We start from the raw sequence: 19,913 nt of genomic DNA, 5'->3' as shown, positions 1-19,913 counted from the left end.
CGGCCGACCGCTGGGTGCTGCACCTCGACATGGACGCGTTCTTCGCCTCCGTCGAGCAGCTCACCCGGCCCACCCTGGCCGACCGTCCGGTCCTCGTCGGCGGCGCGGGACCGCGCGGCGTCGTCGCGGGGGCGAGCTACCAGGCCCGGGTGTTCGGGGCCCGCTCGGCGATGCCGATGGGCCAGGCGCGGCGGCGCTGCCCGCACGCGACGGTCCTGCCGCCCCGGTTCTCCCTGTACAAAGCGCTGTCCGAGGAGGTCATGGCCGTCCTCGGCGAGTTCTCCCCCGTGCTGGAGCCGGTGTCGGTGGACGAGGCGTTCGTGGAGCCGCCCGACCTCGTGGGCGCCTCTCCCGACCAGGTGCGGGAGTGGGGCACCCGGCTGCGCGGCGCGGTGCACGACCGCACCGGGCTGCCCGCCTCGGTGGGCGCCGGGTCGGGCAAGCAGATCGCGAAGATCGCCTCCGAGCTGGCCAAGCCGGACGGGCTGCGGGTGATCGCCCACACCGAGCAGGCGGCCGTGCTCGACCCGCTGCCGGTGCGGTCGCTGTGGGGCATCGGTCCGGTCTCCGGCGAGGCGCTGCGGAAGATCGGGATCGAGACGATCGGGCAGCTCGCCGCGATGGACGCCCGCGAGGTCGCCGGGGTGCTGGGCAGCGCGATCGGGTCCGAGCTGCACCGTCTCGCCCGCGGCATCGACGACCGTCCGGTCGCCCCGCGCGGTGCCGCAAAGCAGATCAGCGCGGAGACGACCTTCGACGCCGACCTGACCGCGATGAGCGCGGTGCACACCGCGGTGGAGTCGATCTGCGTCGCCGTGCACCGACGGCTGGTCACCGACGGTCGGACCGCCCGCACCGTCACCGTGAAGGCACGGACCGGGGACTTCACCACCCACACCCGGTCGGAGACGACCCCGTTCGGCACCCGGGACCTGGCGACCCTGGTCGCGGTGGCGCGACGGCTGGCCGAGGGCGCGGTCGGCGAGGGCGGGGTGCGGCTGCTGGGCGTGTCGGTCTCCGGCTTCGGCGACGAGCCGCCGCTGGCCCTGTTCGACGCGGTGCCCTCGGAGAACGGTTGGACGACGGCCTCGGCCCTGGACCCCCCGCCCGCGGCCGACGCCCCGGCCGGCGCGGCGGGGGTGGCCGTGCTCGACGCACCACCGGACACCGACGCGACGACGAGGACGGGCGCGACCGCGGGGGCCGACAGTCCTGCGGGGGCCGGCGGTACCGCGGGGGCCGACGCGACCACGGGGGCCGGCGACGTGCCCGGCCAGGGCCGCCCCGACCGCGAACCCGACCCGGACCGGCCCTGGCGCGCCGGCGACGACGTCGCCCACCCCGAGCACGGCCACGGCTGGGTCCAGGGCGCCGGGCACGGGCGGGTCACCGTGCGCTTCGAGACCGCCTACACCGGGCCCGGCCGCACCCGCACGCTCGACGCCGCCGAGCCCGACCTCACCCGGGCCGACCCGCTGGGCAGCTGGCGGGCCTGAGCGCGCCGCCCCGCCGGCGGGCTCAGCCGATCAGCGGGCTGCGGTGCGGCGGCGCGACGCGGCTGCCCTCGGCGACCCGGGCCCGCAGCGCCGGGACGGTGCGTACCAGCCCGTCGAGGACCGCACCGAGCGCGGCATCGGCCGCGGGCTCGCCCCCGACCAGCAGCACCGCGCGGCCGGCGGGACCGGCGGCGGCCCAGGCCCCGATCCGGGCGACGGCGTCACACGGGGTGACCGGCTCGACCCGCCACGCCTCGGCGTAGAACAGGGCCGTCGACTCGGCCTGGGGGAAGGCGAAGACGGTTTCGGCGTCGGCCAGCAGGTCCGCGACGTGGGCACCCGAGCGGGGTGCGCCGTCGCCTGACGGATCGGTACCGAGCACCACCAGGTCGTGGCTCATCGCATGTCCTCCTCGAGGGTCCGCGCCCTCACCAGTGGGAATCCGCGACGACGGGCAGTGTCCTGGCTCCCGGATCCCCACGCCCTCCCCGGCCTTCCCACCCTCGCGGGCGGTGGCACCGGTGTGGGGAGGGCACTCCCCGGTGACAGTGGCGGGACCGCGCCGGATTCGCACCGGCTTCCTGTTCCGTCGTCGTCGGGGAGCCCATCACGCGACCGGGTCAGTGGTCAACCGTCCCCCGCCCCGCCCCCCCCCGCAGATGGTCGAGCAGGTCGTGTTCGGCGAGCGTCCCGAGCAGCGGCCCGTCCGGCTCCCGCACGGGCAGCGCGGCTCCCCGGTGCGCGGCGAGCACCCCGAGGACGTCGTGCACCGGGGCGACCGGGTCCAGCGCGGGCAGCTCCGGGCCGGACGGGGTGCCGTCGGCGGGACGCATCACGTGGGCGACGACGACCCGGCGAAGCGCCTCGTCGGTCGGGGTGTCGGCGGCGAGGTCGATCCCGCGTCGCAGCAGCTTGAGCGTGTAGGTGTTGTCCCGCGACACCAGGTTCGACAGGCCGGTGGCCAGGACGACGGCGGCCATCAGCGGCAGGATGAGGGCGTAGTCGCCGGTCAGCTCGAACACGATGAGCACCGCGGTGATCGGGGCGTGCGCTGCCCCCGCGAACACCGCCGCCATGCCGACCAGACCGAACGCGCCGGGGTGCAGGTCCAGCGCCGGGAACAGGGCCGCGGCGGCGTAGCCGAAGGCGGTCCCGGCGGTGCCACCGACGAACAGCGACGGCGCGAACACACCGCCGGACCCACCGACGCCGATGGTGAGGCTGGACGCGAGGATCCTCCCGACGACAAGCAGGAGCAGGAACCCGACGACGTACCGGCCACCGATCGCGGCCTCCAGTACGGGGTAGCCGACGCCGTACATCTGGGGCAGTGCCAGCAGCAGCGCGCCGAGCAGCAGCCCGCCGACGGCCGGGCGCAGCCACTCCGGGCCGCGCCAGACGGCGTCACAGGCGTCCTCGACGACGTAGAGGATCCGGGCGAAGGCCCAGCCCAGCAGCCCGGCGAGCAGCCCGAGCAGCGCGTAGAGCGGCAGCTGGGCGGGGCTGCCCAGGTCGAAGTGCGGCAGGGTCAGGATCGCGCGGCCGCCGGCGATCACCTCGGCGACGACGTTCGCGACCACCGAGCTGATCACCAGCACGCCGAACGCCACTGCGCCGAACGACCGCAGGATCAGCTCCAGGCCGAACACCACCCCGGAGATCGGGGCGTGCCGATGCAGATACCCGACGCGAGCGCCTTCACCGCGGCGACGGTGGCCGGGATCCGCCCGCCCCTGCGCGCGACGGCGAACATCACCTCGGGCACCCCGTGCCCGCGCGCCTCCGGGGCGAACCGCTGGACCAGTGGGCCGTACACCAGGCCGCCGAGCACCGGGGCGATCAGCAGGAACCACACGCCCAGCCCGGGCAGGTGCGGCGAGGCGACCCGGCCGGCGTCGGAGAAGTCCTCCCGCCCGGTGACCAGCCAGGTCACGCCGAGGATCAGCTCGTGGAACAGCACCGACCCGATGCCGGCGCCGATCCCGATGACGGTCGCCCGACCGACGAGCCCCGGCCGGGTGCCGACGAGCGCGCTGTGCAGCGCGCGGACCGCGGTCACCGCGCACCGCCCTCGGCGGGCACCGGCGCGACGGCCCAGTCGGTCTCGCCGACCTCGCCCGCGGCGTCGGCGAAGCGGCGCAGTGCGTCGCGGACCGCGGTGCGCTCGGCGGCGGGCAGCATCGCGAGCAGCCGGTGCATCTCGGCGCGGCGCAGCCGGGTGACCTCGTCGACGAGCGTCCGCCCGGCGGGGCTGAGTGCGAGGGCGACCTCGCGACGGTCGTCGCCGGTGCGGGTGCGCACGACGAGGCCGCGGCTCACCAGCCGGTCGCACATCCGGGTCGCCGTCGACGCCGACACGGTCAGCGCCGTGGCCAGGTCGGCCGGGCGCCGGGTGCCGTGCTGGGCCAGCACGACCAGCGCGCGGTACTGCGGCAGGGTCACCTCGCCCGCCGTCGGGCCGGCCTGCTCCCCCACGGCGGCCAGGGACCCGGCCACCACGGAGAGCATCGCCCGGCTCGCGGTCATCACCGCGTCGACGACATCGTCGATCTGATCGGCAGCACCGATCTCGTCGGTCACGTCGCCAATGATTGCACACTGCAAGGTTGCAGTGTGCAATCAGGTCGGCGCGGGTCAGCGGGCGACGGGCGCCTGCAGACCGGCGACCGGCCCGATCACGACGATCGCGGGCGGGCTGATCTCCTGCTCGGCGGCGACGCGCTCGGCGGTCTCCAGCGTCGCGCGGACCGACCGCTCGATCCGCGTGGTGCCGTCCTGCACGATCAGCACCGGGGTGTCGGCCGGGCGGCCGTTGGTGATGAGCGCCTCAGCGAACTTCCCGAGCCGCTCCACGGCCATCATCAGCACGATCGTGCCGGTCATCCGGCCCAGCGCGGTCCAGTCGGTCAGGCTGCGCGGGTCACCCGGTGCGACGTGCCCGGAGACGACGACGATCTCGTGTGCCACCCCGCGGTGGCTCACCGGCGTCCCGGCGACGGCCGGTGCGGCGAAGGCGCTGGTGATGCCCGGGACGACGGTCACCGGGACCCCTGCCGCGGCGCACGCCTGGACCTCCTCGAACCCGCGGCCGTAGACGAACGGGTCGCCGCCCTTGAGGCGCACCACGAACTTCCCGGCGCGGGCGTGCGAGACGAGCAGCTCGTTGATCCGCTCCTGGGCCATGGCGCGGCCGTAGGGGATCTTCGAGGCGTCGATGACCTCGACCTCGGGGGACAGCTCGTCGAGGATGTCGCGCGGGCCGAGCCGGTCGGCGACGACGACCTCGGCGCGCGACAGCAGCCGCCGGCCGCGCACGGTGATCAGCTCCGGGTCGCCGGGGCCGCCACCGACCAGCGCGACACCGGCCTGTGGGGGCTCGGCCGACTCGTCGACGACGCCGGCGGCCAGTGCCTCGACCAGCGCGGTGCGCACGGCCGCGGACCGCCGGTGCGCGCCCCGGGCCAGCACGCCGACGGTGAGCCCGTCGTAGCCGCCGGTGGCGGGGGTGACTGCGGTGCCCCGGTCGCCGTCGTCGGCGCGGACGCAGAACACCCGGTCCCGCTCGGCCTCGGCGACGACGGCGGCGTTGGTCTCCGGCTCGTCGGTGGCGGCGATCGCGTACCAGGCCCCGGCGAGGTCGCCGTCGGTCCAGCGGCGGGCCGTCCAGGTGATCTCCCCGGCCGAGGCCATGCCCTCGACTGCCGGGGTGACCTCGGGCGAGACGACCTCGACGACGGCTCCCGCCGCGATCAGGCGGGCGACACGTCGCTGGGCGACCTGTCCCCCGCCGACGACGACGGCCCGGCGGCCGGCCAGGTCCAGCCCGACCAGGTACTGCTCGTGGTGCGCGTTCAACGACGTTCCTCTCCCGGACTCCGACGCCCGGTGGTGGCAGCGGGTCCCTGCGCCGGGCCCCCGCTCGACGGCGACGTCGGACGATAGCCGGGACCGCATGTGTCGCAGGAGCCCCCGGAGGGCAATCCCACATCCGCCGCCCGGGCGGCCACGGCGACCGTGACGCCCTGACCAGCGGTCTTGCCCACGATCAGCTGGGCTCCGTCGCCCGCGGCGAGGAGCGCGGCGGCCTCTGCGACCGATGGGGCCCCGACGGCCGCGGCGACCCGGGCATCCGGCCTCGCCACCCCGACCACGGCCAGTGCGGCCGCGGCGAATCCGTGCGGTTCCCGCGGTGCGACGGCCGCCAGCAGACCGGGTTCGGCGACCCGCCGGTCCAGGGTGGCGACGACGGCGTCGCCGAGCTCCAGCCCGTGCTCGGCGGCGACCCGGTCCAGCAGCGCACGCACCGCGGCCTCGGGGGTTCCGGGGCGCAGCCCCACCCCGACCGTGATCACCGGTCGTGGAGCGGAGAGCTCGGCACGCGGACGGTCGGCTCCACGACCGATGATCATGCGAACGCGGCCGGGGCGGCCCCGGCCCGGGTGTGGCGTGCCGCCGCGACGAACCGGGCGACGGCGCCGGGCACGCCGGCCGGGTGGGTGTGCAGGAACGAGGCGTGCACCCGGTCCTCGACGTAGCCCTCCGGCTCCCCGCCCCGCCACGCCCAGGCCGGGGCCGCACCGGCCCGCGGGGTGACCGCGCACCGGTGGAACTCGTGTGCCCCGGCCCGCTCGCCCGCCGCGAACAGCGGCGACGCCGACACCGCGACCGCGTCGCGGTAGCCGAGGGTGAGCCGTGGGGTCATCCCCGCCGACGCGTCGAGGACCCCGCACATCGGCGTCCCGTCTAGGTCGCGGCACAGGTAGAGCAGCCCGCCGCACTCGGCGTGCACCGGCGCCCCGGACGCGGCCAGCGCCGCGACCTGCGCCCGCAGCGGTGCGTTGTCGCCGAGCGCGCCGACGTGCTCCTCGGGGAAGCCGCCGGGCAGCACGAGCGCGGCGGTGCCCGCCGGGAGCGCGGGGTCGCGCAGCGGGTCGAAGGTCGCCACGTCGGCGCCGGCCGCGGTGAGGAGCTCGGCGTGCTCGGCGTAGCCGAACCCGAACGCGGGCCCCCCGGCGAGCGCGACGAGCGGCCGCTGCCCCGCCGTGCCGCTCGTGCCGACCTCGGCGGCCGGGTCCCAGACCGGGCCGGCGGGCAGCGGGCGGGCGAGTGCGAGGACGGCGTCGAGATCCACGTGTGTGGCGACGAGCTCGGCCATCGCGTCCACCGCGGCGGTCGCGGCGGTGCCGTGCTCGGCGGCGGTGACCAGGCCCAGGTGCCGCGAGGGCACCGCCAGCTCGGCCCGTCGCGGGACGGCGCCGAGCACCGGCAGCCCGACCTCCTCGGCCGCGGCCCGGCAGACGTCGGCGTGGCGCTGCGACCCGACCCGGTTGAGGATCACCCCCGCCACCTGCACGGACTCGTCGAAGCTGCGGAACCCGTGCAGCAACGCGGCCAGCGACCGGGACTGCCCCCGGACGTCGACGACCAGCACCACCGGTGCCCCCAGCGCGGCGGCGACCTGCGCGGTGGACCCGGCGCCGTCGGCGATGCGGCCGTCGAACAGCCCCATCACCCCCTCGACGACGGCGACGTCGGCGTCCCGGCTCCCGTGCCGGGCCAGCGGGGCGAGCCGGTCGGCGCCCTGCAGGACGACGTCGAGGTTGCGGCCCGGACGGCCCGCGGCGAGCGTGTGGTAGCCGGGGTCGATGTAGTCCGGCCCGATCTTGAACGGCGCGACCCGGGTGCCGCGCCGCGACAGCGCGGCCATCAGCCCGGTCGCCACCGTCGTCTTCCCGCTGCCCGACGACGGCGCCGCGACGACCAGCGCGCGGGCCGTGGTCACGGTGGTCACCACTCGATCCCCCGCTGGCCCTTCTGCCCGGCGTCCATCGGGTGCTTGATCTTCGTGGTCTCCATGACCAGGTCGGCGGCCTCGATCAGGGCGGGCGGGGCGTCCCTTCCAGTGATGATCACGTGCTGCCGGCCGGTCCGGGCGGTCAGCACCCCGACGACCTCGTCGACGTCGATCCAGCCCCACTTCAGCGGGTAGGTGAACTCGTCGAGGACGTAGACCTGGTGCTCCTCGCGCTCGATGCGGCGGCGGATCTCGGCCCAGCCCTCGACGGCGTCGGCGGCGTGGTCGGTCTCGGTGCCCGCCTTGCGCGACCAGGACCAGCCCGACCCCATCTTGTGCCACTCCACGGGCCCGCCCTGCCCGGTCTGCTCGTGGACGGCCCCCAGCGCGCGGAACGCCTCCTCCTCCCCGACCTTCCACTTCGCGGACTTGACAAACTGGAACACCCCGATCGACCAGCCCTGGTTCCAGCCGCGCAGCGCCATCCCGAACGCGGCGGTCGACTTCCCCTTCATCACCCCGGTGTGCACCACCAGCAGCGGCCGGTTGCGGCGCTGTCGGGTGGTGAGCCCGTCGGCGGGCGTGACGGACACCTGTCCCTGCGGCACGGCGGTCCCTCCTTCTCGGGCGTGGTGTGTCAGGCGGCGCGCGCGGACCGGGTCGCCCGGACCAGGTCGCCCACGCTGTCGGCGGTCAGCTCGTCAAGGGTCACCAGCTCGCCGCCCGCGGCGGCGGCGAGCGGCGCGGCGAGCCCCAGGCGCACGTGCCCGGCCTCGCAGTCGACGACGACGGTGTGCACCCCGTCCGCGGCCAGCAGCGCGGCGGCGCGGCGGGAGTCCGCGACGGGGTCCCCGCCGTCGCGGGCGGCGACGGTGGCCCGCCCGTCGGTGAGCAGGACGACCAGCGGGCGACGGCGCGGGTCCCGGCGCCGCTCGGCGTCGAGCACGGCGCGGGCCTTGAGCAGTCCGCCGGCCAGCGGGGTCCGCCCGCCGGTGCGCAGCCGGGACAGGCGCTGCTGGGCGGTCGGCACCGACGACGTCGGGGGCAGCGCCAGCTCCGCCGCCCGGGCCCGGAAGGTGACCAGCCCGACCTTGTCCCGGCGCTGGTAGGCGTCGCGGAGCAGGCCCAGCACGGCGCCGGACACCGCGGTCATCCGCCTGCGCGCGGCCATCGAGCCGGACGCGTCGACCACGAACAGCACCAGGTTGCCCTCGCGGCCCTCCCGCTCGGCGCGGCGCAGGTCGTCGCGGCGGACCAGCAGGCCCGGCCCGCGGCGCCCGCGACCGGCCTGGTGCGGGGCCGCGGCGAGCACGGTCGCGGGCAGGTGCAGGTCCGCGGCGCGGGTGGTCCCCGCCCCGGACGGGCGGACGACGCGCCCGGTGTCGGTGCGGGCCCGGGAGCGGCGCCCCGGGGCGCCCGCGCCCAGCCCGGGCACGGTGAACTTCCTGACCGTGGCCCGGTGCAGCCGGGCAGCGTCCCCGACGACGACGGCGCGGCCCTCCCCGCCGTCGCCCCCGGCCGGTGCCTGCGCGGCCCCGGATTCCCGGTCCCCCGGGTCCGTCGCCGCGGTCCCCTCGGTCGTCTCCGTCGCCTCGGTCGGGTCGGTCGCGCCGTCGGCGCCGTCAGCGCTGTCCGTGCCGGGTGCCTCGGCGCGCCCGCCGGACCCGGTCGCGGGGCCGTGCGGGTCGTCCGCCTCGGGGGTCGTCCCCCCGGTCCCGTCGGGCTCCTCGCCCGCCCCGGAGCCGTCCGGCCCGTCCTGCGGCTCGGCCGGGTCGCCGGGGCCCGGACCGGGGTCCGGATCGTGGTCGGGGTCGTCGTCGGGGCCCGGGCCGTCCTCGGGACCCAGGTGCTCCTCGGCGTCGGCGAGGGCGCGGTCCAGCTCGGCCGGGTCCAGGCCGGGCTCGTCGAACGGGTCGCGGCGACGGCGGTGCGGCAGCGCGAGCCGGGCGGCGACACGCACGTCGTCGGCGGTCATCGCGTCGCGGCCCTCCCAGGCGGCGTGCGCGGCCGCGGCGCGGGTGATGACCAGGTCGGCGCGCATGCCGTCGACGTCGAACCGGGCGCACACGAACGCGATCCGCCGCAGCTCGCGGTCGCTCACCGCGACGGCGGAGACACGGGCCTGCGCGGCGCGGAGCCGGGCCGCGGTCGCGGTCTCGTCCGGGGCGAACCGGGCGACGAACCCGACCGGGTCGTCCTCGAACGCCATCCGCCGCCGGGTCACCTCGACGCGGGTGTCGACGTCGCGGCTGGCCCGGACCTCCACGGTCAGCCCGAACCGGTCGAGCAGCTGCGGGCGCAGCTCGCCCTCCTCCGGGTTCATCGTCCCGACCAGCAGGAACCGGGCCGCGTGCGAGACGGAGACGCCGTCGCGCTCGACGTGCGCGCGGCCCATCGCGGCGGCGTCGAGCAGCAGGTCGACGAGGTGGTCGTGCAGCAGGTTGACCTCGTCGACGTAGAGCACCCCGCGGTGGGCGTCGGCGAGCAGACCGGGCTGGTAAGCGCGGCGCCCCTCGGACAGCGCCTTCTCCAGGTCGAGCGAGCCGACCAGGCGGTCCTCGGTCGCACCGACGGGCAGCTCGACCAGCCGGGCCGGGCGGCGGCCGCCCGGTGCGCCAGCCGGGTGCGGGCCGTCCGGGCAGGACGGGTCCGGCGCGGCGGGGTCGCAGCCGAACCGGCAGGCCTCGACGACCTCGTGCGAGGGCAGCAGCGCCGCCAGCGCGCGCACCGCCGTGGACTTCGCGGTGCCCTTCTCCCCGCGCACCAGGACACCGCCGACGCCCGGGTGCACGGCGTTGAGCAGCAGCGCCAGCCGCAGGTCGTCGTGACCGACGACGGCGGAGAACGGGAAACGGGGAGGTCCGGCGGCGGGGGCGGTGCTCGTGCTCACGCCGGTGAGGCTGCCAGACCGGAGGTCAGCACAGGGAGGTCCGACGGCGCACCGTGTCCGATCACATGTTCAAGTGACGACGTGTCCAGGTGGTGTTCGACCAGGTCGGCCAGCAGATCCACCTGCCGGGTGCGCTCGGCCGCGAACGACGTGTCCTGTGCCACCCGGAACCCGGTTCGCCCTGCCTCGTCGGCGAGGCGGGTGAGCAGCAGCCGCCGGAAGCCGTCGTTCTCGGCGAGGCCGTGCCAGTGCGTGCCCAGGACGTTGCCGCGGTCGCTGCCCTCCACTCCGATCAGGCCGGGGTCGCCGGAGCGCACGACGCGGCCGTGGTGGATCTCGTAGCCGGTGACGGTCTCGCCCCACGCCGTCGCGGTGGGGGTGCCGAGGTGCTTGACCGGGTCGAAGGCGATCTCCAGGTCCAGCAACCCCAGCCCGGCGACGGAGGTGCCGGGGGCAGCCTCGGCCCCCTCCGGGTCGGCGACGGTGTGCCCGAGCATCTGGTAGCCCCCGCAGATCCCCAGTACCGGACGCCCGGACGCGGCGTGCGCGCGCACCGCGTCGGCCATCCCGGAGGACCGCAGCCAGGCCAGGTCCGAGACGGTCGTCTTCGTCCCGGGCAGGACGACGACGTCGCTGTCGGCGAGCCGCGACGGCTCGGTCACGTACCGCACGGCGACGCCCGGTTCGCAGGCCAGCGCCTCGGCGTCGGTGGCGTTGGAGATCCGCGGGAACCGGACGACCCCGACCCGCAGCCACTGGGTGCCGAGTGGCGGGGCCGGACGCCCGAGCACCCCGTCGGCGACGGCGGAGAGCGAGTCCTCGGCGTCGAGCCAGAGCCCCTCGGCGAAGGGCAGCACGCCCAGCGTCGGCCGCCCGGTGAGCTCGCGCAGCCGGTCGAGGCCGGGTTCGAGCAGACGGGGGTCCCCGCGGAACTTGTTGATCACGAAGCCGGCGATCAGCGCCTGGTCGGCCGACTCGAGCACGGCGAGGGTGCCGAACAGGTGCGCGAGCACCCCGCCGCGGTCGATGTCGCCGACGACGAGCACCGGCAGGTCGTTGCGCCGGGCGAAGCCCATGTTGGCGAGGTCGGTGGCCCGCAGGTTGATCTCCGCGGGCGAGCCCGCCCCCTCGCAGACCACGACGTCGTGGCGGGCGCGCAGCCGGGCCAGGGAGTCGGCGACGACGTCGGACAGCGCCGCGGTGCGGTGCCGGTAGGACAGCGCCGACACCTGGCCGTCGGCGCGGCCGCGCACCACGACCTGCGAGGTCCGGTCCCCGCCGGGCTTGAGCAGCACCGGGTTCAGGTCGACCGAGGGGGCGATGCCGCAGGCGAAGGCCTGCATCGCCTGCGCCCGCCCGATCTCCCCGCCGTCCGGGGTGACGACCGAGTTGTTGCTCATGTTCTGTGCCTTGAACGGCGCCACCGAGACCCCGCGCCGGTGCAGCCACCGGCAGATGCCGGCGACGACGGCGCTCTTGCCCGCATCCGACGTCGTCCCCGCGACGAGGACCGCTCCCTGAACCACCACGGCGCGAAGTATCGCCCCGGCGGGACCGTCGGCGGGCGCGGCTACCCTGGGCGGCGTGCGTTTCCTGCTGCGTCCCGGGTGGATCGCGTTCGTCGTCGCGGTGCTGGCCTTCGCCGTCGCCTGCTACACGCTGCTCGCGCCGTGGCAGTTCGACCGGGAGTCCGAGCGCTCCGCGCAGAGCCGGGCCATCGCCACCGCCGACGCGACCCCCGCCGTCGGGTTCGACACGCTCGTGCCGCCGGGTACCGGGATCGGCGCCGAGGACCAGTGGCGCCGGGGCACCCTGACCGGCTCCTTCGACCGCGCCGCGGAGACCCTCGTCCGCCTGCGGGTCGTCGACGGCGCGCCCGCGTTCGAGGTGCTGACGCCGCTGCGGCTCACCGACGGTCGGACCGTCGTGGTGAACCGGGGGTCGGTCCCGGCCGCGGACCGGGGCGCCGTGCCCGAGTACGCCGCGGCGCCCGCCGGGCCGGTGACCGTCGAGGGCAGGCTGCGCCTGGACGAGACCGACCCGCAGGGCCGCCCCCCGCTGGTCGAGAACGGCACCCGCCAGGTCTACGTGTCCGACTCCCGGTCGGTCGCCGCCGCCACCGGCCTGACGCCGGTCGAGGGCGTCGTCGTACTGGAGGCCGGTCAGCCGGGTGTGCTGGACCCGATCCCGATCGCGCCGGTCGGGGGCGGAGCGCCGTTCAGCAACTTCTCCTACGCCCTGCAGTGGCTGACCTTCGGCGCCGTCGCCCTGATCGCGCTGGGCCTGTTCATCCGACTGGAACTGTTGCAGCGCAACGGGAAGCGCGAGACGGCCGGCAGCCTGCGGGACCAGCTCTCCGGCCGCGACGGCTTCGGCGACGAGCCCGCCCCCGACGGCCGTGCCAACGATGGTGCCGACGACAGCCCCCGTGACACCGCCCGCGACGCCGCCGGCTCCGGTCCGGGCGCCGGCTGACTCCGCCCCAGCCAGGTGCGCCGGGCGGGCAGGTCCGCACCCGGCCGGTCCCGCTCGATCGCCCGGTCGGCGGACCCACCCGTCCGACCCGTCTCCCGCGCCGCCCGCGCACCTGACCAGCGCCACCTCGCGGGCCTCACTCTCCGAATTCGCTTACCGGGTAAGTGAATTCGCCCCCGAACACACCGACCGCCCGCGATCCCTCCGTCCGGACCCGCTCACCCGCTCGGCGACCGCCCCCGATGCACCCTCACCGACCGGGTGGGCACGTCCCGCCGTGCGAGGACCGCCGCCGTCGCGACGGCGAACAGCCCGGCCGTCCCGGCCACCAGCCGGGACAGCCGTGCGACGCGGTGCAGGTCGGCGCCCCGGGGCGGGTGCCCGTCGCCGAGCGACGGGCGGTCCTCGGTGCCGTGGGCGTAGACCGTCGGCCCGCCCAGACGCAGCCCGAGCGCACCGGCGGCGCTCGCCTCGACCGGACCGGCGTTCGGGCTGGGGTGCCCGGCGGCGTCGCGGCGCCAGGTCCGCAGCGCGGTCGCCGGCGAGCCCCCCACCAGCGGCGCGACGGCCACGGTGACCACCGCGGTGACCCGGGCCGGCGCCAGGTTGACCAGGTCGTCGAGGCGGGCCGAGGCCCACCCGAAGCGGGCGTGCCGGGCGGAGCGGTAGCCGACCATCGCGTCGAGGGTGTTCACCGCGCGGTAGCCGAGCAGCCCCGGGATCCCGGCGACCGCACCCCACACCAGCGGCCCGACGACGGCGTCGGAGGTGTTCTCGGCCAGCGACTCGGCTCCGGCACGGGCCATGCCGTCGGCGTCGAGCAGGTCCGGGTCACGCGCGCACAGGTGCGGGATCCGGGCGCGTGCGGCGTCCAGGTCGCCGGCGTCGAGCGACGCGGCCAGCGCGGCGCCCTCCCCCACCAGCGAGGTCCCGCCGAGCACCGCCCACGTGGCGACGGCGGTCAGCCCGGCCCGCAGGACCGTCTCCCGCCGACCCCCGGCCCGGCGGGCGACCGCCTCGGCCAGCGCCCCGGCCGCGACCGTGCCACCGACCAGCAGCGCGGTGTAGGCGGCACCGGGCGCGACGGCGTCGCGGTACAGCCGGCGCTCCAGCCGGGCGGCGACGGCACCGAACCCGGCAACCGGGTGCCCCCGCCGCGGGTCGCCGAGCAGTGCGTCGGCGACGATCCCGGTGGCGAGCCCCGTCGCGCGGCCCCGTGTTCCCATGCCGGGGAAACTAGGCCACCGGGCGTCCGTCCGGCGCAGGCCCGGTCGGGAACTCCTGCACGCCGAGCACGCGCAGCAGCTCGAGCCGCTCGCGGGTGTCGTCGTCGGCCGGGGTGAGCACGACCAGCTGCTGGCCGAGGTCGGGCGTCACGAGGGTCTCGCAGTCCATCACCAGCGCGCCGACCCGCGGGTGCCGCAGCGTCTTGCGGTCGACGCGGCGGACGGCGACCTCGTGCTCGGCCCACAGCTCGCGGAACTCGGCGCTGGCCGCGGCCAGCCGTGCGAGGAGCCGGTCGACCACCGGGTCCCCCGCACGCCGCCCGGCCACCGCCCGCAGCTCCGCGACGAGCTGGCGGGAGTGGCGCACCTGCTCCTGCGGCGGGTGACCGTCGCGCTGGTCGGACCGGGTGAACCAGCGGTGGGCGAGGTAGCGGTCGTCGCCGGTGAACCCGGTCTGTTCCCCGGCGAGCACCCGTGACATCGCGTTCTGGGCCAGGACCTCCCCCAGGTCGGAGATCACCATCGCCGGGGTGGCCGGCAGCAGGTCGAGCAGGCGCAGCAGCCCGGCGCGGGCGAGCCGGGCCACCCCCTCCCCGGGAGCGGGCCGGTGCCCGGCCAGTCGGAAGAGGTGGTCGCGCTCGTCGTCGGTCAGGCACAGGGCCCGGGCCAGCGCGGCGAGCAGCTGCGTCGACGGCCGGCTGCTGCGCCCCTGTTCGAGGCGCACGACGTAGTCGACCGACATCCCCGCCAGCATCGCCACCTCCTCCCGGCGCAGGCCGGTGGCCCGCCGGCGCGGCCCCGCCGCGATGCCGACCTCGGCCGGGCGGACCGAGTCCCGCCGGCGACGCAGGAAGTCCGCGAGCTGTTCACGTTGCACCCTGCGATGGTCCCCGTGGGCAGGCCGCCCGGCCAGGGAGCGCCGCTCCCACGATCGACGCTCCGCTCCCGCTACGGGCCGACGCGGCGCACGCTGGCTCCCATGCAGACACGCACCCTCGGCACCACCGGCCCCACCGTCTCCGCTCTCGGCCTGGGCGCCATGAGCATGTCCGGTTCCTACGGACACGCCGACCGCGCGGAAGCCGTCGCGACCGTTCACGCCGCGCTCGACGCCGGCGTCACGCTGATCGACACCGGCGACTTCTACGGCATGGGCCACAACGAGCTGCTGCTCGCCGAGGCGCTGCGCGGGCGCGACCGCGACGGCTACGTCCTGTCGGTGAAGTTCGGCGGGCTGGGTGGCCCGGGCCTGCCACCGCTGACCCAGGACTGCCGCCCGGTCGCGGTGAAGAACTTCCTCGCGTACTCCCTGACCCGCCTCGGCGTCGACCACGTCGACGTCTACCGTCCGGCCCGGCTCGACTCGCAGGTCCCGATCGAGGACACCGTCGGCGCGATCAGCGAGATGATCGACGCCGGGTACGTCCGCCACCTCGGGCTGTCCGAGGTCGACGCCGCCACCGTCCGCCGGGCGCACGCCGTGCACCCGGTCGCCGACCTGCAGATCGAGTACTCGCTGATCTCCCGCGCCGTCGAGGCCGAGGTACTGCCGACGCTGCGCGAGCTGGGCATCGGCCTCACCGCCTACGGCGTGCTGGCCCGCGGGCTCCTCTCCGGCCACTACGAGCCCGGCAGGCCCGGGGACGCCCGCACCCGCAGCCCGCGCTTCAGCGGGGAGAACCTGACGCACAACCTGGGCCTGGTCGAGACGCTGCGCGCGCTGGCGGCCGAGCGCGGGGTCACCGTGGCCCAGCTCGTGATCGCCTGGGTCGCCGCGCAGGGCGACGACGTGGTCCCGCTCGTCGGTGCCCGCACCCGGGAGCGGCTCGCCGAGGCGTTGCCCGCCGCCGACCTCGCCCTGTGCCCGGCGGAACTCGCCGCGATCACCGACGCGCTGCCCGCGGGCTCCGCGCGCGGGGACCGCTACCCGTCGGCGTTCATGGGTGCCCTCGGCGTGGGGAACTGACCCCTCGCGGCAGGCGGTCCGGCGCCGGGCCGGAGAGGATCAGGGGCATGCGCACGGACATCGTCCCCGAGGAGCTGGGCAGCGGCCCGTTCTACAAGCTCCTGACCAGCGTCGTCGTCCCCCGGCCGATCGCCTGGGTCTCCACCCGCTCGGCCGACGGCGTCGACAACCTCGCCCCGCACTCGTTCTTCACGGTGTCCTGCGTGGACCCGCCCATGATCCAGTTCACGTCGGTCGGGAAGAAGGACTCGCTGCGCAACGTCTCGGAGACCCGCGAGTTCGTCGTCTGCCTGGCGAACGAACCGATGTTCGAGAAGATCAACGCGACCGGCACCGACTTCCCCGCCGAGATCAGCGAGTTCTCCTCGGTCGGGCTGACCGCCGAGGCGTCGTCGGTCGTGGCGCCGCCGCGGGTCGCCGAGTCACCGGTCGCGCTGGAGTGCGTGCTGCACGCCAGCATCGAGCTGGGCAACTCGACCGTCGTCATCGGCCGGGTCGTGCACGCCGCGATCGAGGAGAGCGTGTTCGTCACCGACGAACGCGGCAACTCCCTGCCCGACATCCACCGGCTCGCCCCGCTGGCCCGCCTGGGCCGCAACGAGTGGTCGCGCGTCGGCGAGGTCCTGGAGATCACCCGCATCCCCTACCAGCAGTGGCCGGGTCACTTCGGCGACGCGTGACCCGGCCCCCGCCGGGACTACAGGGTGTACTCGGTGGGCGGCGTCGCGGCCGGGTCGGCGTGGATCTCGCCCTCCCGGCCGCGCAGCTCGACCCGGCGGATCTTGCCGGAGATCGTCTTCGGCAGCTCGAAGAACTCGAGCCTGCGGATCCGCTTGTAGGGCGCGAGGTTGTCGTAGGCGAACCGCAGGATCGCCTTCGCCGTCTCCTCGGTCGGCTCGTGCCCGTTCGCGAGCACCACGTATGCCTTCGGCACGGCGAGGCGGACCGGGTCCGGGGACGGCACGACCGCCGCTTCGGCGACGGCCGGGTGCTCGATCAGCACGCTCTCCAGCTCGAACGGGCTGATCCGGTAGTCGCTGGCCTTGAACACGTCGTCGGCGCGGCCGACGTAGGTGATGTAGCCCGACTCGTCACGGGAGCCGACGTCGCCGGTGTGGTAGTACCCGCCGGCCATGGCCTCGGCGTTGCGCTCCGGGTCGTCGGCGTAGCCGACCATCAGCCCGGTCGGACGGTGGGCGAGGTCCAGGCAGATCTCGCCCTCGTCGGCCGCCTTGCCGGTGGCGGGGTCGACCAGCGCGACGACGAACCCGGGGATCGGCCTGCCCATCGAGCCCGGCTTGACCGGCTGCCCGGGCGGGTTGCCGATCTGGACCGAGGACTCGGTCTGCCCGAACCCGTCGCGGATGCGTAGGCCCCACGCCTTCTCGACCTGCTCGATGACCTCGGGGTTGAGCGGCTCCCCCGCCCCGACGACCTTGGACGGCGGCGTCGTCAGCCCGGACAGGTCGGCCTGGATCAGCATCCGCCACACCGTCGGCGGCGCGCAGAAGCTCGTCACACCGCAGGAGTCCAGGACCGACAGGACGGACTCGGCGTCGAACCGGGCGTAGTTCATGACGAGCACCGTGGCCTCGGCGATCCACGGCGCGAACACGTTGGACCAGGCGTGCTTGGCCCAGCCGGGCGAGGAGATGTTCAGGTGCACGTCGCCGGGCTCGAGCCCGATCCAGTACATCGTCGACAGATGCCCCACCGGGTAGGACGTGTGGGTGTGCTCCACCAGCTTCGGCTTGGCCGTGGTGCCGGAGGTGAAGTACAGCAGCAGCGTGTCGGAGGCCTTCGTGACACCGTCCGGGGTGAACTCGGCGGCGGCCGAGTAGGCCTCGCCGGAGTAGTCGCGCCAGCCCGCGACGGCACCGCGCACGGCGATGCGGGTGTAGTCGCCGTCGACGTCGTCGAACTTGCCGGCGTCGTCCGCCCCGACGACGACGTGCGCCGCCCGCCCGCGGTCCACCCGGTCCTGCAGGTCGGCCGGGGTGAGCAGGGTGGTCGCGGGGATGACGACGGCGCCCAGCTTCATCGCCGCCAGCAGCGTCTCCCACAGCTCCAGCTGGTTGCCGAGCATCAGGACGACCCGGTCGCCGCGGACGACGCCTTGCTCACGCAACCAGTTCGCGACCCTGTTGGACCGCTCGGACAGCTCCGCCCACGTCCAGTGCGCCTGCGAGCCGTCCTGTTCGACGATCCACAGGGCCTTCCGGGCACCCCGCTCGGGGTCGGCGGCGACGACGTCGAAGTGGTCGAGCGCGAAGTTGAACTCGTCGAGCTCCGGCCAGCGGAAGTCGCGGTAGGCCGTGTCGTAGTCCTCGCGGTGGGTCAGCAGGAAGTCGCGGGCGGCGAGGAACGTCTCCGTCGCCGGGCTGGCGGTCGCCATGGGGTGCACCTCGGTGGGCTCGTGCGGGGGGCCCGTGCCCCGGGCCCGTCGTGCGGGGCCGCCCGTGCGGCCGCACCGCGACCCTAGTCACTCCGCCGCAGGCTCGGCAGATCGCGACGGCCCCGCCACATGGGCCCGCCGAACAGGGCCGCCGCAGGAACTCGGGCCGTAGGACCTCGGTCACGCGATGGTGGCGGCGAGGTCGACCCGCCCGGACTGGCCGGTGATCGTAAGGTGCCCGCGTGACCGTGCCGAACCTGCCGAAGGTGACGACCCCCGACGTGTCGGTGTCCCGCCTGCGGGTGGGCAGGTACGGACCGCGGACGCTGCTCCGCGTCGTACTCGTGGGGCTCGCGCTGATGCTCCTCGTGCTGCTGCTGGCCGGCTGCGGCAACGGCGAGCTGCCCGCGGCGTGGCGCACCCCGTCGCCGGCCCCGACGACGACGTCGCCGACCGCCACCCCGACCCCCACGCCCACCACGCCGAGCCGCACCGCCGAGCCGTCGCGCACGACGGCCGCTCCCGCCCCGGCCCCCGCGCCCGGGCGCGGCGGTGCCGACGGCGGCGGATCGGGCCGCACCGGCGCCCCGGGGGCGGCCGCGGCGGCGTCGCCGATGTGGCCCGCGGGCGACGCGGCGACCGCGCGGCGGATGCAGCAGCAGTCCGACGCCGGCGGCGACCCGTGGCTGCTCGATCCGGAGGAGGTGACTCTCTCCTTCGTCGGCAGCGAGCTCGGCTATCGGAACCCGACCGTCACCCGCCTCGGCAACGGTGTCTACGCCGCCACCGACGGGCGCACGCCGCAGCGCGCGACGATCCGGCTCACCCAGCCGGTCCGCTCCGGTACCGGCGGGATCTGGGTGGTCGACCACGTCGACCGCGGCTGACCGGACCGTACGGGGCCGACCGGGGCCGACTGCCGGGGCCGCTCACGGCCCGGCCCGCGCCGGCACCCGACGTCACCGGAGCCTCGTGCCGGACGGTGCGCCTCGCCGGAAGCCGACCTCGCGTTACGCCCTGTGCGCGCCGTGGGTACCGTGAGGTGAATGACAGTTGGCACGAACGGGTGAAACCGGGCGTCGAGTGCAGCGCCAGGGCCCGGTTCGACGATGTTCCGTATGAGGCCGTCGCGGTACCGCGACGGTCGGGGGGTCCAGGAGAGGCGGAGCACGATGGCCAGCGAGTCGGTCCAGCAGGACGTCTTCACCGTGTTGCACGGGCAGGCGTCGCCGATCGTGAGCCGATGGGCGTACCGCGCCGCGGACCCGTTCGCGATCTCCTTCTCGGTGCGCCGGTCCTCCGACCGCTGGATCGAGTGGCTCGTCGCGCGTGATCTCGTGATCGAGGGCCTGACCACCCCCACCGGCATCGGTGACATCCGGATGGCGCCGCGCCGCATCGACGGCTACGACGTCGTCGAGCTGGAGATCCGCTCCGACGGCGGCTCCGCCGTGCTGGAGGTCGACCGCGATCTGCTGGCCCAGTTCGTCGACTCGACGCTGGAGATCGTCGACCTCGGCGAGGAGCACGACCACCTCGACATCGACGGTGCCATCGCCCGGCTGACCGGCAGCGCGGCGGGCCCCACCACCCCCTGAGCACCGGCTCCCACCGACGACGAGGGCCCCGGACCGCACGACGCGGTGCCGGGGCCCTCGTGTCTGCCGGGTG

Annotated in this window: 19 protein-coding genes and 1 riboswitch; of the genes, 6 read left to right on the top strand and 13 right to left on the bottom strand. The window is 75.8% G+C overall.

Annotation, left to right across the window (positions count from 1 at the left end; all coding sequences use genetic code 11):
• Nucleotides 1-29 precede the first annotated feature (29 nt).
• Nucleotides 30-1,496, top strand: coding sequence for a DNA polymerase IV (locus tag XF36_RS07930; protein ID WP_060714514.1), 1,467 nt, complete (start codon nucleotides 30-32; stop codon nucleotides 1,494-1,496).
• A gap of 22 nt (nucleotides 1,497-1,518) precedes the next feature.
• On the opposite strand, the gene XF36_RS07925 is transcribed toward XF36_RS07930, so the two are convergent.
• The 10 genes from XF36_RS07925 to XF36_RS07880 all read right to left on the bottom strand — a co-directional run bounded on the left by XF36_RS07925 (nucleotide 1,519) and on the right by XF36_RS07880 (nucleotide 11,706).
• Complete coding sequence (locus XF36_RS07925) at nucleotides 1,519-1,896, bottom strand: hypothetical protein (protein ID WP_060711482.1); 378 nt, start codon at nucleotides 1,894-1,896, stop codon at nucleotides 1,519-1,521.
• A gap of 35 nt (nucleotides 1,897-1,931) precedes the next feature.
• A riboswitch (cobalamin riboswitch) is annotated at nucleotides 1,932-2,119 on the bottom strand.
• Nucleotides 2,117-3,148, bottom strand: a complete 1,032-nt coding sequence (locus tag XF36_RS07920) for a chloride channel protein (protein ID WP_060711481.1) — start codon at nucleotides 3,146-3,148, stop codon at nucleotides 2,117-2,119. Its footprint overlaps the riboswitch before it by 3 nt.
• Nucleotides 3,127-3,555 (bottom strand): chloride channel protein, encoded by a 429-nt coding sequence (locus XF36_RS35140; protein ID WP_060711480.1) that lies wholly within the window; start codon nucleotides 3,553-3,555, stop codon nucleotides 3,127-3,129. Before XF36_RS35140 ends, XF36_RS07920 begins: the two co-directional genes overlap by 22 nt.
• The gene (locus XF36_RS07910; protein ID WP_238589174.1) at nucleotides 3,552-4,076 is read right to left on the bottom strand and encodes a MarR family winged helix-turn-helix transcriptional regulator; all 525 of its coding nucleotides are present in this window, start codon (nucleotides 4,074-4,076) and stop codon (nucleotides 3,552-3,554) included. Before XF36_RS07910 ends, XF36_RS35140 begins: the two co-directional genes overlap by 4 nt.
• Nucleotides 4,077-4,130: 54 nt before the next feature.
• Nucleotides 4,131-5,351, bottom strand: coding sequence for a uroporphyrinogen-III C-methyltransferase (gene cobA / locus XF36_RS07905; protein WP_060711479.1), 1,221 nt, complete (start codon nucleotides 5,349-5,351; stop codon nucleotides 4,131-4,133).
• A complete protein-coding gene (locus tag XF36_RS07900) occupies nucleotides 5,348-5,848 on the bottom strand; it encodes a cobalamin biosynthesis protein (RefSeq protein ID WP_064485390.1) in 501 nt (166 codons plus the stop codon). The genes cobA and XF36_RS07900 overlap by 4 nt, the downstream gene beginning before the upstream one ends.
• A gap of 53 nt (nucleotides 5,849-5,901) precedes the next feature.
• Nucleotides 5,902-7,290 (bottom strand): cobyrinate a,c-diamide synthase, encoded by a 1,389-nt coding sequence (locus tag XF36_RS07895; RefSeq protein ID WP_060711478.1) that lies wholly within the window; start codon nucleotides 7,288-7,290, stop codon nucleotides 5,902-5,904.
• The gene (cobO, locus tag XF36_RS07890) at nucleotides 7,284-7,898 is read right to left on the bottom strand and encodes a cob(I)yrinic acid a,c-diamide adenosyltransferase (RefSeq protein ID WP_060711477.1); all 615 of its coding nucleotides are present in this window, start codon (nucleotides 7,896-7,898) and stop codon (nucleotides 7,284-7,286) included. The genes XF36_RS07895 and cobO overlap by 7 nt, the downstream gene beginning before the upstream one ends.
• A 29-nt stretch (nucleotides 7,899-7,927) precedes the next feature.
• Nucleotides 7,928-10,180 (bottom strand): VWA domain-containing protein, encoded by a 2,253-nt coding sequence (locus XF36_RS07885; protein WP_060711476.1) that lies wholly within the window; start codon nucleotides 10,178-10,180, stop codon nucleotides 7,928-7,930.
• Complete coding sequence (locus XF36_RS07880; RefSeq protein ID WP_060714512.1) at nucleotides 10,177-11,706, bottom strand: cobyric acid synthase; 1,530 nt, start codon at nucleotides 11,704-11,706, stop codon at nucleotides 10,177-10,179. Before XF36_RS07880 ends, XF36_RS07885 begins: the two co-directional genes overlap by 4 nt.
• 58 nt (nucleotides 11,707-11,764) lie before the next feature.
• On the opposite strand from XF36_RS07880, the gene XF36_RS07875 reads away from it, so the two are divergent.
• Entirely contained in the window at nucleotides 11,765-12,655 is an 891-nt protein-coding gene (locus XF36_RS07875; RefSeq protein WP_060711475.1) for an SURF1 family protein, read from the top strand.
• A gap of 218 nt (nucleotides 12,656-12,873) precedes the next feature.
• Here the strand turns inward: XF36_RS07875 and XF36_RS07870 are convergent, their stop codons facing one another.
• Together XF36_RS07870 and XF36_RS07865 are read right to left on the bottom strand one after the other, a co-directional pair.
• Nucleotides 12,874-13,881 (bottom strand): cobalamin biosynthesis protein, encoded by a 1,008-nt coding sequence (locus XF36_RS07870; protein ID WP_060711474.1) that lies wholly within the window; start codon nucleotides 13,879-13,881, stop codon nucleotides 12,874-12,876.
• A 10-nt stretch (nucleotides 13,882-13,891) separates the two neighbouring features.
• Nucleotides 13,892-14,758 carry a helix-turn-helix transcriptional regulator gene (locus XF36_RS07865; RefSeq protein WP_060711473.1) on the bottom strand — a complete coding sequence of 289 codons (867 nt, stop codon included), beginning with the start codon at nucleotides 14,756-14,758 and terminating at the stop codon, nucleotides 13,892-13,894.
• Nucleotides 14,759-14,860: 102 nt separating this feature from the next.
• Here XF36_RS07865 and XF36_RS07860 point away from each other — a divergent pair, with 102 nt between their 5' ends.
• Nucleotides 14,861-15,847 (top strand): aldo/keto reductase, encoded by a 987-nt coding sequence (locus tag XF36_RS07860; protein ID WP_060711472.1) that lies wholly within the window; start codon nucleotides 14,861-14,863, stop codon nucleotides 15,845-15,847.
• 47 nt (nucleotides 15,848-15,894) lie between these two features.
• Nucleotides 15,895-16,527, top strand: coding sequence for a flavin reductase family protein (locus tag XF36_RS07855; RefSeq protein WP_020624955.1), 633 nt, complete (start codon nucleotides 15,895-15,897; stop codon nucleotides 16,525-16,527).
• A gap of 17 nt (nucleotides 16,528-16,544) precedes the next feature.
• On the opposite strand, the gene XF36_RS07850 is transcribed toward XF36_RS07855, so the two are convergent.
• On the bottom strand, nucleotides 16,545-18,242 hold the full coding sequence (locus XF36_RS07850; protein ID WP_060711471.1) for an AMP-binding protein: 1,698 nt from the start codon (nucleotides 18,240-18,242) through the stop codon (nucleotides 16,545-16,547).
• A 242-nt stretch (nucleotides 18,243-18,484) separates the two neighbouring features.
• Here XF36_RS07850 and XF36_RS07845 point away from each other — a divergent pair, with 242 nt between their 5' ends.
• Nucleotides 18,485-19,129, top strand: coding sequence for a hypothetical protein (locus XF36_RS07845; protein WP_060711470.1), 645 nt, complete (start codon nucleotides 18,485-18,487; stop codon nucleotides 19,127-19,129).
• A gap of 285 nt (nucleotides 19,130-19,414) precedes the next feature.
• Nucleotides 19,415-19,840, top strand: a complete 426-nt coding sequence (locus XF36_RS07840; protein WP_020625337.1) for an SsgA family sporulation/cell division regulator — start codon at nucleotides 19,415-19,417, stop codon at nucleotides 19,838-19,840.
• Nucleotides 19,841-19,913 lie beyond the last annotated feature (73 nt).

It is taken from the genome of Pseudonocardia sp. HH130629-09, assembly GCF_001294645.1.
Lineage (GTDB): Bacteria > Actinomycetota > Actinomycetes > Mycobacteriales > Pseudonocardiaceae > Pseudonocardia.
Note: the sequence above shows the minus strand (reverse complement) of the source record. Positions and strands in the feature narration are given on the sequence as shown.

What these genes read in the sequence shown, in the direction of transcription:
- XF36_RS07840 (WP_020625337.1), top strand. Translation starts at nt 19,415, where the DNA reads ATGGCCAGCGAGTCGGTCCAGCAGGACGTCTTCACCGTGTTGCACGGG.
- XF36_RS07860 (WP_060711472.1), top strand. Translation starts at nt 14,861, where the DNA reads ATGCAGACACGCACCCTCGGCACCACCGGCCCCACCGTCTCCGCTCTC.
- XF36_RS07925 (WP_060711482.1), bottom strand. Translation starts at nt 1,896, where the DNA reads ATGAGCCACGACCTGGTGGTGCTCGGTACCGATCCGTCAGGCGACGGC.
- XF36_RS07855 (WP_020624955.1), top strand. Translation starts at nt 15,895, where the DNA reads ATGCGCACGGACATCGTCCCCGAGGAGCTGGGCAGCGGCCCGTTCTAC.
- XF36_RS07870 (WP_060711474.1), bottom strand. Translation starts at nt 13,881, where the DNA reads ATGGGAACACGGGGCCGCGCGACGGGGCTCGCCACCGGGATCGTCGCC.
- XF36_RS07850 (WP_060711471.1), bottom strand. Translation starts at nt 18,242, where the DNA reads ATGGCGACCGCCAGCCCGGCGACGGAGACGTTCCTCGCCGCCCGCGAC.
- XF36_RS07930 (WP_060714514.1), top strand. Translation starts at nt 30, where the DNA reads ATGGACGCGTTCTTCGCCTCCGTCGAGCAGCTCACCCGGCCCACCCTG.